Source organism: Streptomyces sp. NPDC006314, from assembly GCF_040613075.1.
In the GTDB taxonomy this organism is placed as follows: domain Bacteria; phylum Actinomycetota; class Actinomycetes; order Streptomycetales; family Streptomycetaceae; genus Streptomyces.
In genome coordinates, this window is the sequence record NZ_JBEXRL010000015.1 from 42002 (window position 1) to 56370 (window position 14369).

The following is a 14369-nucleotide window of genomic DNA, read 5'->3' on the forward strand; positions in this document are numbered from 1 at the left end:
CCTGGCGGCGGGGGTGGCCGGTGCGGACCGGGGGGCGGCCGGGGGGCGGCAGCGGGTGCCGGGGTGGTCCGGCGCCGGACGGTCGTAGGAAGCGTTGTGGAAGGGCAAGAGCCAGTCATGGGTCACCCGTATCTGCCGCCCCCGTACCCGCCCCCACCGGAGCGGTCCGCCGAGCTGCGGCAGCGGTTCGCCGAGGAAGCCCGCTCCGAGCGGCCGGACCTGTCGGCGCTGTGCCTGCTGATCGGCGCGCTGGCGGACGGCTCGCTGGACGAGGCCGGCATCGACGCCGCCCAGCTCGAGCTGGACCGGCTGGCGGGCGAGCTGCCGTACCGCCCCGGCGGGCCGCAGGCCTGGGCCGACGCCGTACGGCGGCTGCTCGGCGCGCGGTACGAGTTCCACGGGACCCCGGCCGACTACCAGCGGCTGGAGTCCTCGCTGCTGCACGAGGTGCTGCGGCGGCGGCGCGGGCTGCCGATCCTGCTGTCGGTGGTGTGGCTGGAGGTCGCGCGCAGGGCGGGGGCTCCGGTGTACGGGGTCGCGCTGCCGGGGCACTTCGTGGTCGGGTTCGGCGGGCCGGAGGAGCAGGTGCTGGCCGATGCGTTCGACGGAGGACGCGTGCTGACCGGCCCCGACGCCGAGTTGCTCGTGGTGGGCGCCACGGGGGCCCCGCTGGATGCCTCGATGCTGGAACCCGCGCCACCGCTGGAGGTCGTACAGCGCATCCTGAACAACATCCGCGCGTGGGCCGCCGCCCGGCCCGAGAGGTCCGATATCGCCCTACGTGCCGTGGAGTTGGCGCTGCTGGTTCCCTCGCATCCGGCCCGGCTGCGGTATGAGCACGGGCAACTCCTCGTGCAACGGGGTGAGTTCGTCGCGGGCGCCGAGGAACTGGACGCCTACGCCGACCTGATCGAGGTCGTCGACGAACCGGCCGCCCGCAAGGTACGTCAACAGGCCCATACCGCGCGGTCGATGCTCAACTGAGCCTTCACAGCCACCCCTTCTCCCTGGCCGTCCGCACCGCCTCCGCCCGGTTGCGTACCGCCAGCTTCTGGATGGCCGTGGAGAGGTAGTTGCGGACCGTGCCCTGGGAGAGGTGGAGCGCTGTGGCCAGTTCGGCGTTGGTGGCGCCGTCGGCCGCCGCGCGGAGCACCTCGCGTTCGCGCTCGGTCAGCGGGTTGGCGCCCTCGGCGAGCGCGGCGGCCGCGAGCGTCGGGTCGATGACGTGCTCGCCGGCCAGCACCTTGCGGATGGCCGCGGCGAGTTGGGCGGCCGGGGCGTCCTTGACGAGGAAGGCGTCGGCGCCCGCCTCCATGGCGCTGCGCAGATAGCCGGGCCGGCCGAAGGTGGTGAGGACGACGAGCTTGACCCGCGGGTGCTCCCGGTGCACCTGGGCGGCCGCCTCGATGCCGGTGCACCCCGGCATCTCGATGTCGAGCAGTGCCACGTCCACGCCGTGCGCGCCGACGGCCGCCAGCACTTCGTCCCCGCGCGCCACCTGGGCGACGACCTCGATGTCGTCCTCCAGGCCCAGCAGCGCGGCCAGCGCCTCGCGGACCATCGACTGGTCCTCGGCCAGCAGGACCTTGATCGTGCTCGTCATGCCCCGGATCCTATGTCCCCCGAGGGGCCGTGGGCACGCGGGCGACCAGCCGGAACCCGTGCTTGACCCGGCCCGCCTCCAGGGTTCCGCCGGCCTTCTCCAGACGCTCCGTCAGGCCGGTCAGGCCGTTGCCGGGGCCCTTCCCGGAGCCGCCGGAGCCGTTGTCCTCGACGGCGAGTTCGAGGACCGGCCCGTCCAGGGTCTGGCGGTGCGTGAGCTGGACGAGGCAGCGGTCGGCGCCGCTGTGCCGGACCACGTTGGTGACCGCCTCGCGCAGCGCCCAGGCGAGCGCGGACTCGGCCTCCTCGGGGACACCGGTGAGGTCGGGTTCGGCGGGCGCCTCGCCGACGACACCGGCGGCGGTCAGGGCGACCTGGCTGCCGGCGAGTTCGGCGGCGAGCCGGGGGCGCCGGTAGCCGGTGACGGCCTCCCGGACGTCCACCAGCGCCTGCCGGCTGACCCGTTCGATGTCGGCGACCTGCTGGGCCGCCTTGTCGGGGTGGTCGGGCAGCATACGGCCGGCCAGCTCGCTCTTCAGCGTGATCAGGGAGAGGGAGTGGCCGAGCAGGTCGTGCAGGTCGCGGGCGAGGCGCAGGCGTTCCTCGTTGGCGGCGAGCTGGGCGACGGTGGCCCGGGCCTTGCGCAGCTCGACGGTGGTACGGACGAGTTGGCTGACGCCGGTCATCGCGAACCCGATGAGCAGAACCAGCAGGAACAGGCCTTGCGCCTCCTCCTCGTCGGAGCGCAGGCCGATCAGGTACATCACCACCGCGGAGGCCGGGATGGCCCAGTAGGCCGCCCACAGCGGCAGGGTGGCCCCCCAGGCGACCGACAGGTAGACGAAGAGGCCCAGCCAGGCGCTGCCGAGGGTGACCGCCAGCACGAGGGCGAGGACGCCGAGGATCCCGCCCAGAGTGAGCACGACGACTGGCGAGAACGGGCGGCCGATGTTGCGGAAGACCAGCGTCAGGTAGACCCCCACGAACGCGGTGAGGCCGAGTGAGCCGGCCACGGTGGCGCCGGTGGTGTGGTCGCCGTGGAGCAGATCGTCGACCGGTGAGCTGAGGAAGACCAGCCACACCCCGATCCACAACGTCTTGACCAGCAGCTCGCGCCGGTTGCGGGGCGGCCAGCCCACGGGGGCGTGCTTCGTGGTTCCCGCTTGCCGGTCTTCCGTCATCGCGCTCACGCCTTCAGCGTGTCCTTCCGGTACAGCCAGGCCGCGCCACCCGCGAAGACGACGAAGTAGACGGCGAGGACGGCGATGTCCGTCGCGTGCGGGGCCTGGTTCTGCTCGATCGCCCGTCCCAGGGCAGCGTACGCGTGGGTGGGCAGCCACTCGGCGATGTCCTGCAGGATCTGCGGGAAGGTCGTGGACGGCATCCACAGACCGCCGAGGATCGACAGGCCGAAGTAGACGATCATCGTGATCGGGCGGACCGCGTCCCCGGAGGCGACGTACCCGATGGCGACGCCGAGCGCGGCGAAGACGAGGCTGCCGGCCCAGATGACACCGGTGAGGGCGAGCCACTGCCAGGCGTCGAGGCGTACGTGCTTCACGGCGGCGGCGACGAGGAACACGACGACGATGGACGGCAGGCTCACCACGGCGGCGCCGGCGGTCTTGGCGAGGACGTAGCCGCGCCCGGGCAGCGGGGTCAGCCGCAGCTGCCGTACCCAACCGCTCTCCCGCTCCTTGGCGATGCGCTCGCTGTTGCCCATCAGCACCGCGGTCAGGGCGCCGAAGGAGGCCATGGAGACCATCAGATAGGTGGCGACGGTCTGGCCGCTGCCGTCGACCCTCTCGTGCGTGCCGGCGCTGCTGGCGAAGATCAGGTAGATGATCGAGGGGTAGAGCACCGAGAAGAACAGGAACTTCTTGTTGCGCAGGGCGCGCGCGAGTTCGAGCCTGATCAGTGAGTTCATGACTGCTTGGCCTCCTCGGCCTCCGTGAGTGCGACGAAGGCCTGCTCCAGGCCGAGGCCGGCGACTTCGAGGTTGCGTGGGTGGACGCCGAGGCCGTACAGGGCGTGGACGGTCGCGTCGGCGTCGGCGGACTGGATGCGGACGGTCTGGCCCGACACGTCGATCGACGTGAGGTGGGGCAGCGCGCGCAGGGCGGCCTCGTCGATGACGCCCTCCAGGTCGAAGGAGACCCTGCGCGCCCCCGCCCTGGCCTTGATCTCGGCGGCCGTGCCGTCGGCGAGCAGCCGCCCGCGGTGGAGCACCAGGACCCGGTCGGCGATGGCGTCGGCCTCTTCGAGGTAGTGGGTGGCGAAGAGGACCGTACGGCCCTGGTCGGCCTGCTCGCGCATGGTGGCCCAGAAGGCCTGGCGGGCGGAGACGTCCATGCCGGTGGTGGGCTCGTCCAGGATGATCAGGTCGCTGTCGCCGGCGGTGGCGAGGGCGAAGCGGACGCGCTGGGCCTGACCGCCGGAGAGCTTGTTGACCTTGCGGTCGGCGATCTGCGTGATGCCCGCGCGGGCCAGCACGTCGGTGGCCTGGTACGGCCTCGGGTGCAGCGAGCAGGCCAGCTTCACCAGTTCGGCGACGGTGACCTCGTCCATCAGGCCGCCGCTCTGCAGCATGGCCCCGACCCGGCCGGCGACGATCGCCTCGCGCGGGCTGGTGCCGAACACGCTCACGGTGCCGCTGTCGGGCTGCTTGAGCCCGAGGAGCAGGTCGAGGGTGGTGGACTTGCCGGCCCCGTTCGGGCCGAGGAGGGCGACGGTCTCGCCGGGGTGCAGCCGGAGCGAGAGCCCGTCGACGGCCCGGGTGCCGCCGTATGTCTTGGTCACCTGGTCGAACCCGGCCACCGGGGTGGTGGTGGCCGGCACCGCTGTCGTTGTCATGGCGTCCATGCTGGCCGGAAGGGCCCCGGACCCGGCAGTGTCGGCGGTCCTGACTGCCGGATGACAGATGTCATGCGGATCGGGTGACATGCCCGGAAGGGGCGCCCGGGCAGGTGCCGGACGCCCCTTTCGCGACGCTCGCCGCTAGGACGGGTTCGTGTCGATGACCGCGACCCGGTTGGTCTTGCTCATCAACGCCTGGCGCAGGGCGACATAGACGTCCTGGGGCGTGACGGGCGTCTTCTTGCCGTTGGCGCGGGTGATCAGCACACCGTCGAAGGCCTGGCCGTAGAGCTGCTCCAGGGCGTTCAGGTCCGGGGAGTCGGTCAGTTTGCCGTCGGCCGTCGCCTTCACCCTGAGGAACTTCCACAGCGACTTCTGCGGGCTCATCGGGATGGAGTGCGCCGGGTCGGTCTGTACCGTCACCTTGTCCGACATGGCCGGCTCGGCGAAGGCCTTCATCTCCCGGTCGACCTCGGCGTTCGAGACCGTCGGCTGCTTGGTGGTCGTCGGGACGGTGACCGGCGTCGCCGCGTCCGTCTCCACCAGTGTGCGGTAAGCCTGTTCGACCGCCTGGGTCGACCGGCCCGCGTCGATGGCCTTGCCCGCCTTGCCGTAGACGGGCACGGCCTTGCCCGCCTCGAACCTGATGGTGCCGTCCGTGACCGAGCCGGAGCCGCCGCCGGCCTGCTGGAGGGCGGCCTGCAGCTTCTCCTCGTCCACCGGCATGACCGGCTCGACCACGCGCTTCTGCCCGAAGAGGGAACCGACGACGTGGACCGGGTTGTAGTCGCTCTTCGCGGCCTGGCTCGCCGTGGCCTGGAAGTCGAACTGCAGCCCCGCGTTCTTCGGCGTGAGGGTGACGGTCTTGCCGCCCACGGCCAGCCTCAGCGGCTTGTTCACCCGGCCGCCGAACGCGTCGTCGAGCTTCTTGACGGCGTCGTCGCGGGTGCCGCCGCCGATGTCGACACCGAGCACCGTGGTGCCGTTGGGCACATCGGTGCGGTTCATCAGCAGTCCGGCGCCGTAGGCACCGCCCGCGACGACGACCACGCCGACGGCGAGCAGCACCAGCTTGCTGCGGCCCTTCTTCTTCGGCTTGGCCGCCGCCTTGGGCGCGGCGGCCGGCTCGGGCTTGGGTGCCGTGTGCGGGACCGGGCCGTCGGGGCGCGTGGCGGAGCCGAACGGGGGGGTGCCGGCACCGGGGACGACCGGGATGCCGCTGGTGACCGTGTGTCCGGAGACGTTGTCGGCGGCCGGGGAGCGGTAGCCGGGCGTGCCCGGTTCGGGGGCCGGCTTCTGCGGGGTGAGGATCGCGGTGTCGTCGCTGAGTCCGCCCCCGGGACCGCGCCCTGCGGGACCGCCACCGGGGTTGGCCCCCGGCGCGCCGGGTCCCCGGGGTCCCCCGGGGCCGGCGGGACCGTCGAGGTCGGCGAGGGCGCTGCGGGCGGGCGGGGCGCTCCGGCCGCCGGGGACGCCATAGCCGCTTGTGCCGAGCGAGCCGGCCGGACCGCCGGGGCCGTCGAAGGGTTCGCCGGCGTCCGGACCGAGCCCGCCGGCCGGCGGGACGAGGGTGCCGTCGCCGGTGACCGGGCCGCTGGTGGGGCCGGCCGGGCCCTGCGGGCCGCCGGGGCCGCCGTGGCCGCCGGGCCCGTTGAAACCGCTGGGACCGCCGGGTCCACCGCGCCCGTTCGCACCGCCGGCGCCCGCGCCGCCGAGGCCGTCCTGGCCGCCGCCGTTCTCGGCGAAGTACGGCAGATCGTCGCGTCGCGGCTCGCCGCCGCCGCTCGCGCCGGGGCGGGAGCCGCCGCGGGGGCCGGCGGCCAGTGCCTCGGTCACGTCGAAGGAGCCGGTACCGCCACCGTGGCCCGGGGCGACAGGGCCGCCGGTGGCGCCCGGCAGGCCCTTGCCGTTCGTGGCGCCGGCCCGGGAGGCGCCCGGCGCGCTCATGGAGCCGACCACACCGCCGGGACGGCCGGCGCCGGAGCGTGCACTGGTGGTACCGGCCGCGTGGGACGCTCCCGGTCCACCTGTGCGGGCGCCCGGCGCCCCGGAGGCGGAAGCGCCGGGGATTCCCGCCCCGTTCGTGCCGCCGCCGCCCGGACCGCCCTTGCCGGCGCCGGACTTGCGGGGCGCGAACCAGTCGCTGGTCTTCTCGTCGGCCTGGGCCGCGGCGTCGGCGGGGGTCTCGGCGGCACCGGTGGCCGCCCGGTCGGGCGCGGGCCGCGGGTCGGCGGGGGGCGCCTCGTCCCCGGCGCCGTCGGCGTCCCCGACGGGCTTGCGCACGACGACCGGCGGGATGGGCCGCGATCCGGGGATGTTGATCCGGATCCGGGTCGTCAGCGTGGTCTCGGTCTTCTTCTCCTCCGGCTGCGTGCCCGAACGGCCCGCGCCGGTACCGTCGTCGGAAGCCATGGGGGTCCCGTACGGCGGCGTGCCGGAGGGGTATGCGGCTCCGCCGCGCCCGTTGGGCCCGGAGGACGGAGTGTCAGTTTCACGACTCAAGGCAGGTTCTCCCAGTTGGCTCCGCCGCCCGTCACGACCTCACTGCGAGTGGGGTTCCCCCCTGCACGAGCGAAGTCGAGCGCTTGGGGGAGGCTCGGCGGCGCGCACCACCATACTGGCCACTTCTGGCGCTTATCCCAGCGACCGCTGAGGAAACCCACACCGGACTCGCACGTGCGCCACACGGCGAAGTAGTACGTCACTTGCCAAGTCGGGCGGAGCCGCCGCGGGGTTGCCGCCCGGCGCCAAGGGTGGCGCAGATCACAGCGAGGGCCATGCCACCGAGCAGGAAGAGATAGGAGCCCCCTCCGGCACCGAAGAGGAAGTCGCCTTCGGGACGTGAGGTGGTGAGCAGGATGACGGCGACGATCCAGCCGGCCGCCGGCGCCACCGCCCCGCCCCGGCCGCCGGTGGCGTACGCCCCGCCGAGGAACAGCCCGGCCGCACCCGCGAGGGCGAGCAGCAGCCCGCCGGGGAACCAGGCGGCCTGTACGAGGGCCCCGGCGAGTGCTGCGACCGCGCCGAGCAGGAAGAGGCCCGCATAAGCGGCCACCCGTCCGGCCGAGGGGCGCTGCAGCGGCTGCGCGAGCAGCGGACCCTGTCCGCCGTTGCTCATGACGCCTCCCCGGCGCCGAGGCCGGCGAACAGGTCGGTCTCCCCGGGCTGTCCCGGCCCGCGCACCAACTCGTAGTACTCGGTGGTGAACAGCGGCTGGGCGAGTTCGTTGGAGAGCGCGAAGTACGGCTCGGCGACCTCGATCTGGGTGGCGTGGGCGCGCATCGCGGCGGCCTTGGCGGCGGCGTGCGCGCCGCCGTCGATCGTGGCGGTGATCCGCTCGTCGTCCACGACGCCCGGTACGTCGTCCACGGCCGCACTCTTCTGGAACGGCAGTACGGGCAGCTCGTCCTGAAGACGGGCGAAGGCGGCCTCGGCGGCGGAGCGCGGGACGCGGTTCCAGTAGACCTTGGCGATCCGGTGGCCCCGCTCGGCCGCGAGGTCGACGGCGCGCATGGCGACGCGATGGGCCTGGATGTGGTCCGGGTGGCCGTAGCCGCCGTTGTCGTCGTAGGTGACGAGGACCTGGGGACGGACCTCCAGGATCACCTCGGCGAGGTGGCCGGCGGCCTCGTCCACGTCGGCCTGCCAGAAGCAGCCGGGGTCGTCGTTGTCGGGGATGCCCATCATTCCGGAGTCGCCGTACCGGCCCGCCCCGCCGAGCAGCCGGGCGTCGCTCACGCCCAGCACGCGCACGGCGGCGGCCAGCTCACCGCGCCGGTGTGCGCCCAGCGCCGGGCCCGTCAGATGCCGCAGCTCCGGCGGGATGACCTCGCCCCGCTCCCCCAGGGTGCAGGTGACCAGGGTCACATGGACACCCTCGGCGGCGTACCTGGCCATGGTCGCGCCGTTGTTGATCGACTCGTCGTCCGGGTGCGCGTGCACCAGCAGCAGACGCCGGGCTGGCAGTTCCGTCATGGGGTCAGCCTATGAGGCGGCCGGGCGGTTCGCCGAACCCGGTCGGTCACCCCTCGCGGAGACCGCAAGGGCGTGAGTATTCCGCCCGCCCTGACCACGCGCCGGGCGTACGACAAATTCCCATGAAGGCCTCGAACTGGTGATCTCGCACTTGCCAGGCAGTGCGTCGTCCATGGACTGCACGAAGTCGCGCATGGCCCGGTAGACGTGGGAGGCGCCCTGCTGCGCGTCGTCGGGTGCGATGGTCATGGCGCTCGCTCCTCGTCGTCTGTGCCCAGGGGCAAGGATCGTCACGTTCATGCTAGGCGGCCTCCTCTAGTTCGGTTCGGCAGTCGCGGCAGCGGGCCGCGGGGTCGGGTGAGCGGATGGCGCGGTCGCAGCCGTCGCAGTTCCGCATCGGGGACCGGGGCGGCTGCGGGGCGGCCGACGCCCGGAACGGCGGCGGAGGCGGCAGTTGGGCGGCCAGCCGGTGCGCCAGGAGCGCCGCGGGGCGGCGAACGCCCTCGGGCGGCAGGTCGGCGGTCAGGGCGCGGCGTACGGCGGCGGGGGCGACGTCCCGCTCCAGCCAGGCGGCGACACCAGGGGCCAGGTAGGCCGTGTCGCGGGCGGAGAGGAGCAGCCGGGGGTCGTGGCGGTGGAGGTCTGCGAGCAGGCCGGCGGCGGCCTCCAGTAGCGCTGGGGCGGCGCACGCGGGGCTCGGCACGGCGGGGAGCGGTTTACGGGGGGCCGGCTTCTCGCGCGTCCTGCACGGCGTGCCCTCCTCACACGTCTTCTGCCTCTGCGGCGCCTCCGCCGCCCGGGTCCGCGGGCGGCCGGGGACCTCGGTGTGGCGAAGGGCCGCGGCCGGCTGGTTGCAGGAGATCGTGCGGGTGACGATGCGGCCGGTGGGCGTGCGGTGGCGTTCGCGGCGCAGGTAGCCGTGGGCCTCCAGCTCGCGCAGGGCGGCTGCGATCCGGATGGCTCCCTCGGGGAACCGGGCGGCGAGGGTCTTGATGTCGGCCGGGGCGCCCTTCGGCAGCGACTGGAGGTGCACGCCGAGCCCGATGGCGAGGAGCGACAGCTCCGTGTGCTGGGCCAGGTGGTTGCCGACCACCGTGAAGCGGGTGGTGTGGCGGGTGTTGTCGTGCAGGAGCCCGCCGGTGCGGTGGGCCTCGCCGGGCCGCTGGTTCGGGTGCTTGTTGCCCGCAACGCGGGCCTGGGCGTGCGGGGGCACGCTAGGGTTTTGGGTACCCATCGGGAAGGCCTCTACTTCCTCGGTGGTCAGGCCCTCGCACTGGGATTGCCGTCCCGGCGGGGGCCGTCTCATGTCTGCGGTTGTGGTGGTGCGTTGCGCTGAGCGTCGGGCCTCAGCGGCCGCGAAATCCAGCCGGTCCGGGGACATTCACCCGCCCGAGTGACTGCGACCACGGGCGGGAGGGGTGGGGCTTGGCGGGGGTTCTTTCTCCCGGAGTTCTTTCTCTTTCAGTCGCCGACCGCACCGGAGCGCGCGGGATCGGGTTCCGGTGGCATGAGGCCGATCTCCGCCCAGACGGTCTTGCGTGGGAAGCGCCCTTCGCTGGTTCCCCAGCGGTCCGCGAGCGCGTCCACGAGGAGCAGCCCCCGGCCCGACTCGGCGCCGGCTCCGGGCTCCCGGAGCACGGGCCGCCGGTCACCGCGTGTGTCGGTGACCTCGATGCGGAGGGTGCCGCCGACCGCATAGAGCGTCAGGCGGAAGCTGCGTCCGGGGACGCGGCCGTGGGTGGCGGCGTTGGCCGCCAGTTCGGCGACGACGTGACTCGCCTTCTCGTCGGGGAGTCCCCAGTTCCGCAGCGCGTTCACCGCGAGCAGACGGGCGAGGCGGGCACCGCGCGGGGTGGACGACAGCAGCATGCTGAAGTTGCGGACCGTGCCGGGGGGTTGGGTCCTGGTCTCGGCGAATTCCTGATTCACGTCACTCAGCGTGGCCGACCGGACGTACCGTGAAGAGTGATCACGAGGTTGCGTACGGTGATCGTCCAATGCTTGTCCGGTGCTGTCCGGACTGTCGGCACGACTCCCGCACGCACGACGTGACGGTACGGAGCAGCGCAACGGAGGGGCACGCATGTCGGTGAACGGTGAGGCGGTGCGGGTCGGGACCGGGACGGAGCAGACGGACGAGCCGGGCTGGGAGGTGGACCCGGACGACGACTGGGCGCTCGCCGTGGTGGCCACGGTGGGACGGCAGTTGAGGCTCCGCCGGGAGGCGGCGGGGATGCGGGCCGGCGAGTTCGCGGTGGCGGTCGGGTACGGCGAGGACCTCGTCTACAAGATCGAGAGCGGGAAGCGCATCCCCCGGCCCGAGTACCTGGACACGGCGGACGAGGTGCTGGGCGCCGGGGGTCTGATCGCGGCGATGAAGGAGGACGTGAAGAAGGTCCGGTACCCGAAGAAGGTGCGGGATCTGGCGCAGATGGAGGCTCGGGCGGTGGAGCTTCAGCTCTACGATCCCTTGAACATCCACGGGCTGTTGCAGACGCCTGATTACGCACGCGGACTGCTCCTCATGAGGCGCCCCGCCTTCTCAGCGGATGAGGTGGAGCGGTTCATCTCCGCGCGTGTGGCCCGCAAGGCCGTCTTTGAACGGGACCCTGCCCCCGAGCTCAGCTTCGTCCTGGAGGAGTGGACACTTCGGCGTCCGTTGGGCGGGAAGACAAGGCTGCGTCAACAACTGGAACACCTGTTGGAAGTCGGACAGCTGCGCAACGTCGAGCTGCAAGTGATGCCGATGGATCGCGAGGAGCACGCCGGCCTGGCGGGCGGCATCGAGGTGCTGAAGTTCGAGGACGGTTCGATGGTGGGGCGCTCTCCGGCGGTCGCCAACGGTCGACCGGTTTCCGAGCCCAGGCAGCTCCGTATCCTGGAACTCCGGTATGGCATCATCCGGGCGCAGGCCCTCACACCGCGTGAGTCGGCCTCATTCATCGAGCAACTGCTGGGGGAGACATGAGCCGCAAGACCTCGTCCTGGGACTCCTCCGACCTGGCGTGGTTCAAGAGCAGCTACAGCAGCAGCAGCGAGGGCGATTCCTGCGTCGAGGTCGCCACCGAGCCCGGCACCATCCACGTCCGCGACTCGAAGAACGTCGAAGGGCCCCGGCTGGCCTTCACCCCTGCCGCGTGGGCCGACTTCGTGCCGTACTCGGCCAGGGGCTGACCCAGCGGCTCCTACTCGACCTCGACCTCCGGTACGTCCACGTCGCCGCTTCAGGGAGCGGACGATGGCCGTGAACTCGTTCAGGGCGGACCGGAGGTCGCGGACGATCTCCTCGGGCGGCACTTCGTCCACCCTCCGCCCCCCCAGCCTCGCTCGTCCAGGACGGCACAGGTTACGGAGTCAGGCAGCCGCAAGCGGCGGAACAGGACGGCCGGCGACCAGTCGAGTCGCCGGCCGTCCGGACGCCGTCGCCTCAGCCGCCCTCAGAACTTGATGCTGCCGATCATGCTCGCGACGTTGGTCGTCAACTCGTTGATCGTCGGCGCGACGGTCGAGGAGGCGAGATAGAAGCCGAGCAGGATGCAGACGACCGCATGTCCGCCCTTCAGTCCTGATTTCTTGACCAGCAGGAAGACGATGATCGCCAGCAGCACCACCGCCGAAATCGAGAGTGCCACGGCGGCTCACCTCCAAAGATCCCAGGGACGCGGGGCGGTGTAGAGCAACTCCATGCAGACGCCAGCAGGTTCTTACCCACACAGCGGTAGTGATCATAACTATGTGTACTCGCGCATCGCTCGGCGCACGGCCGCACAAGGGGGCGCATGGCCAATATGGTCGGGGTATGACGACTGAGGCTGACTCCTTCCCCCGTCGGCACGCCCGGACCCAGCGGTTCACGCTCGGCGCGCCGCGCGCGTTCACCGTGGCACCCGACGGTTCGCGTGTCGCGTTCCTGCGCTCGGGCTCCGGCACGGACCGCGCCAACTCCCTGTGGGTACTGGACCTACCGGACGGTGGGGAGCGCCTGGCGGCCGACCCGGGCGCCCTCCTCGAAGGCGCCACCGAGCAGCTCTCGGCGCAGGAGCGGGCGCGCCGGGAGCGCAGCCGGGAGGGCGGTGCCGGCATCGTCGGCTACGCCACCGACGCCTCCGTGGAGTTGGCGTCTTTCGCCTTGTCGGGGCGGCTTTTCACGGCCGAGCTGCGGGCCGGTACGGCGCGCGAACTCCGCGTCCCGGGACCGGTGCTCGACCCGCGCCCCGCCCCCGACGGCCGGCACGTCGCGTATGTCGCGCGGGGCGGGCTGCGGGTGGTGGGCGCCGAGGGTGGGGACGACCGGGCGCTCGCGGAACCGGAGTCCGAGAACGTGACCTACGGTCTGGCGGAGTTCATCGCGGCCGAGGAGATGGGGCGTTCGCGGGGGTTCTGGTGGGCTCCGGACTCCGGCCGGCTGCTCGTGGCGCGCGTGGACGACACGCCGGTGCGGCGGTGGTGGATCGCGGATCCGGCCAACCCCGGGAGTGAGCCGAACAACGTCGCGTACCCCGCGGCGGGCACGCCGAACGCGGACGTACGGCTGTTCGTGCTCGGCCTCGGCGGGGAGCGCACGGAGGTCGCGTGGGACCGGGCCCGCTATCCGTATCTGGCCCATGCGCACTGGTCAGAGGCGGGTGCACCGCTGCTGCTGGTGCAGGCGCGGGACCAGCGCAGCCAGCTGTTCCTGGCGGTGGACCCGGATACGGGGGCGACGCGGATGGTGCACGCCGATGAAGATCCAACATGGCTTGAACTTTTCCCTGGGGTGCCATGCTGGAGCCCTTCCGGTCAGCTTGTCCGGATCGCGGACGAGGGCGGGGCGCGAGTCCTGGCGGTCGGGGAGCGACCCTTGACCAGGGCTCAATTGCACATCCGTGCGGTCCTGGACGTGGGTGCGGACGACGTACTGGTTTCCGCCTCGGCGGGCGCGGAGGCGGAGACGCCGGAGATCGGCGAAGTCCATGTGTACCGCGTGAACGAGCTGGGCGTGGAGCGGGTGTCGCGGGAGCCCGGCGTGCACTCGGCGGTACGGGCCGGGGGCGTGACCGTGCTCGTGTCCGCGGCCCTGGACAGGCCGGGCTCCCGTGTCCAGGTGCTGCGTGACGGAAAACCGACGACCACTGTCCGGTCGTTCGCCGAAGATCCCGGTATGTCCCCTCGGGTGACCCTCGTCGAGGGGGGCGCACGCCGAATCCCGTGCGCCGTGCTTATGCCACGGGACTACCACGGTGACACTCCCCTGCCGGTTCTCATGGACCCCTACGGCGGTCCGCACGGCCAGCGGGTCGTCGCCGCGCACAACGCCCATCTGACCTCGCAGTGGTTCGCGGACCAGGGGTTCGCGGTGATCGTCGCCGACGGCCGGGGCACTCCGGGCCGCTCGCCGGCCTGGGAGAAGGCGATCCGGGACGACGTGGCGGCCATCAGCCTCCAGGACCAGGTCGACGCGCTGCACGCCCTTGCCGACCGGTTCCCGCTGGATCTGGACCGGGTGGCCATCCGGGGCTGGTCCTTCGGCGGTTATCTGGCGGCGCTGGCGGCGCTGCGCCGCCCGGACGTCTTCCACGCGGCGGTGGTCGGTGCGCCCGTCACCGACCTGCGGCTGTACGACACCCACTATGAGGAGCGCTACCTGGGCCATCCGGACGAGCAGCCGGAGGTCTACCGCCGCAACTCGCTGATCGACGACGAGGGTCTGGTCGATCCGGCCGAGCCGCACCGCCCGATGATGATCATCCATGGCCTGGCGGACGACAACGTGGTCGTCGCCCACTCCCTGCGGTTGTCCTCCGCCCTGCTGGCCGCGGGCCGCCCGCACGAGGTCCTGCCGCTGTCCGGGGTGACCCACATGACCCCGCAGGAGACGGTCGCCGAGAACCTGCTGCTGCTCCAGGTGGACTTCCTCAAGCGTTCGCTGGCACAACGGGGCAAATCCGAGTGAACTG

The 14369-nt window shown here is 72.4% G+C and carries 14 protein-coding genes and 1 pseudogene; 4 read left to right on the forward strand and 11 right to left on the reverse strand.

Going from position 1 to position 14369, the window contains the following annotated elements; genetic code table 11:
• Positions 1-117 precede the first annotated feature (117 nt).
• Positions 118-984 carry a transglutaminase-like domain-containing protein gene (locus ABZ079_RS25555; protein WP_356941769.1) on the forward strand — a complete coding sequence of 289 codons (867 nt, stop codon included), beginning with the start codon at positions 118-120 and terminating at the stop codon, positions 982-984.
• Between the two features lie 4 nt (positions 985-988).
• On the opposite strand, the gene ABZ079_RS25560 is transcribed toward ABZ079_RS25555, so the two are convergent.
• From ABZ079_RS25560 to ABZ079_RS25605, 10 genes and pseudogenes are all read right to left on the reverse strand, one after another.
• Positions 989-1603: a response regulator transcription factor gene (locus ABZ079_RS25560; protein ID WP_356941770.1), complete on the reverse strand. Its 615-nt coding sequence runs from the start codon at positions 1601-1603 to the stop codon at positions 989-991.
• A 10-nt stretch (positions 1604-1613) separates the two neighbouring features.
• Positions 1614-2783 (reverse strand): histidine kinase, encoded by a 1170-nt coding sequence (locus ABZ079_RS25565; RefSeq protein ID WP_356941876.1) that lies wholly within the window; start codon positions 2781-2783, stop codon positions 1614-1616.
• A gap of 5 nt (positions 2784-2788) precedes the next feature.
• A complete protein-coding gene (locus ABZ079_RS25570) occupies positions 2789-3529 on the reverse strand; it encodes an ABC transporter permease (RefSeq protein ID WP_356941771.1) in 741 nt (246 codons plus the stop codon).
• Positions 3526-4455 carry an ABC transporter ATP-binding protein gene (locus ABZ079_RS25575; protein ID WP_356941772.1) on the reverse strand — a complete coding sequence of 310 codons (930 nt, stop codon included), beginning with the start codon at positions 4453-4455 and terminating at the stop codon, positions 3526-3528. The genes ABZ079_RS25570 and ABZ079_RS25575 overlap by 4 nt, the downstream gene beginning before the upstream one ends.
• Before the next feature lie 144 nt (positions 4456-4599).
• Positions 4600-6960: a hypothetical protein gene (locus tag ABZ079_RS25580; protein ID WP_356941773.1), complete on the reverse strand. Its 2361-nt coding sequence runs from the start codon at positions 6958-6960 to the stop codon at positions 4600-4602.
• 199 nt (positions 6961-7159) lie between these two features.
• A complete protein-coding gene (locus ABZ079_RS25585; protein WP_356941774.1) occupies positions 7160-7576 on the reverse strand; it encodes a DUF6113 family protein in 417 nt (138 codons plus the stop codon).
• Positions 7573-8433 (reverse strand): N-acetyl-1-D-myo-inositol-2-amino-2-deoxy-alpha-D-glucopyranoside deacetylase, encoded by an 861-nt coding sequence (gene mshB / locus ABZ079_RS25590; protein ID WP_356941775.1) that lies wholly within the window; start codon positions 8431-8433, stop codon positions 7573-7575. The genes ABZ079_RS25585 and mshB overlap by 4 nt, the downstream gene beginning before the upstream one ends.
• A gap of 138 nt (positions 8434-8571) precedes the next feature.
• A pseudogene (locus ABZ079_RS25595) lies at positions 8572-8682 on the reverse strand (Uma2 family endonuclease); the annotation flags it as partial.
• 52 nt (positions 8683-8734) lie between these two features.
• Positions 8735-9667, reverse strand: a complete 933-nt coding sequence (locus ABZ079_RS25600; RefSeq protein ID WP_356941776.1) for a helix-turn-helix domain-containing protein — start codon at positions 9665-9667, stop codon at positions 8735-8737.
• Between the two features lie 227 nt (positions 9668-9894).
• A complete protein-coding gene (locus ABZ079_RS25605; RefSeq protein WP_356941877.1) occupies positions 9895-10302 on the reverse strand; it encodes an ATP-binding protein in 408 nt (135 codons plus the stop codon).
• A 214-nt stretch (positions 10303-10516) separates the two neighbouring features.
• Between ABZ079_RS25605 and ABZ079_RS25610 the strand changes: the two genes are divergently transcribed.
• Both ABZ079_RS25610 and ABZ079_RS25615 read left to right on the forward strand, forming a co-directional pair.
• On the forward strand, positions 10517-11401 hold the full coding sequence (locus tag ABZ079_RS25610) for a helix-turn-helix transcriptional regulator (RefSeq protein ID WP_356941777.1): 885 nt from the start codon (positions 10517-10519) through the stop codon (positions 11399-11401).
• Complete coding sequence (locus tag ABZ079_RS25615; RefSeq protein ID WP_356941778.1) at positions 11398-11607, forward strand: DUF397 domain-containing protein; 210 nt, start codon at positions 11398-11400, stop codon at positions 11605-11607. The genes ABZ079_RS25610 and ABZ079_RS25615 overlap by 4 nt, the downstream gene beginning before the upstream one ends.
• A gap of 263 nt (positions 11608-11870) precedes the next feature.
• Here the strand turns inward: ABZ079_RS25615 and ABZ079_RS25620 are convergent, their stop codons facing one another.
• Positions 11871-12065, reverse strand: a complete 195-nt coding sequence (locus ABZ079_RS25620) for a hypothetical protein (RefSeq protein ID WP_190013027.1) — start codon at positions 12063-12065, stop codon at positions 11871-11873.
• 167 nt (positions 12066-12232) lie between these two features.
• Between ABZ079_RS25620 and ABZ079_RS25625 the strand changes: the two genes are divergently transcribed.
• Positions 12233-14365 (forward strand): alpha/beta fold hydrolase, encoded by a 2133-nt coding sequence (locus ABZ079_RS25625; RefSeq protein WP_356941779.1) that lies wholly within the window; start codon positions 12233-12235, stop codon positions 14363-14365.
• The last annotated feature ends 4 nt before the right edge of the window (positions 14366-14369 follow it).

Excerpts from the sequence above, each read along its gene's own strand:
- ABZ079_RS25555 (WP_356941769.1), top strand. The coding sequence starts at position 118 with ATGGGTCACCCGTATCTGCCGCCCCCGTACCCGCCCCCACCGGAGCGG.
- ABZ079_RS25560 (WP_356941770.1), bottom strand. The coding sequence starts at position 1,603 with ATGACGAGCACGATCAAGGTCCTGCTGGCCGAGGACCAGTCGATGGTC.
- ABZ079_RS25565 (WP_356941876.1), bottom strand. The coding sequence starts at position 2,783 with ATGACGGAAGACCGGCAAGCGGGAACCACGAAGCACGCCCCCGTGGGC.
- ABZ079_RS25570 (WP_356941771.1), bottom strand. The coding sequence starts at position 3,529 with ATGAACTCACTGATCAGGCTCGAACTCGCGCGCGCCCTGCGCAACAAG.
- ABZ079_RS25575 (WP_356941772.1), bottom strand. The coding sequence starts at position 4,455 with ATGACAACGACAGCGGTGCCGGCCACCACCACCCCGGTGGCCGGGTTC.
- ABZ079_RS25585 (WP_356941774.1), bottom strand. The coding sequence starts at position 7,576 with ATGAGCAACGGCGGACAGGGTCCGCTGCTCGCGCAGCCGCTGCAGCGC.
- mshB (WP_356941775.1), bottom strand. The coding sequence starts at position 8,433 with ATGACGGAACTGCCAGCCCGGCGTCTGCTGCTGGTGCACGCGCACCCG.
- ABZ079_RS25600 (WP_356941776.1), bottom strand. The coding sequence starts at position 9,667 with ATGGGTACCCAAAACCCTAGCGTGCCCCCGCACGCCCAGGCCCGCGTT.
- ABZ079_RS25605 (WP_356941877.1), bottom strand. The coding sequence starts at position 10,302 with ATGCTGCTGTCGTCCACCCCGCGCGGTGCCCGCCTCGCCCGTCTGCTC.
- ABZ079_RS25610 (WP_356941777.1), top strand. The coding sequence starts at position 10,517 with ATGTCGGTGAACGGTGAGGCGGTGCGGGTCGGGACCGGGACGGAGCAG.
- ABZ079_RS25615 (WP_356941778.1), top strand. The coding sequence starts at position 11,398 with ATGAGCCGCAAGACCTCGTCCTGGGACTCCTCCGACCTGGCGTGGTTC.
- ABZ079_RS25625 (WP_356941779.1), top strand. The coding sequence starts at position 12,233 with ATGACGACTGAGGCTGACTCCTTCCCCCGTCGGCACGCCCGGACCCAG.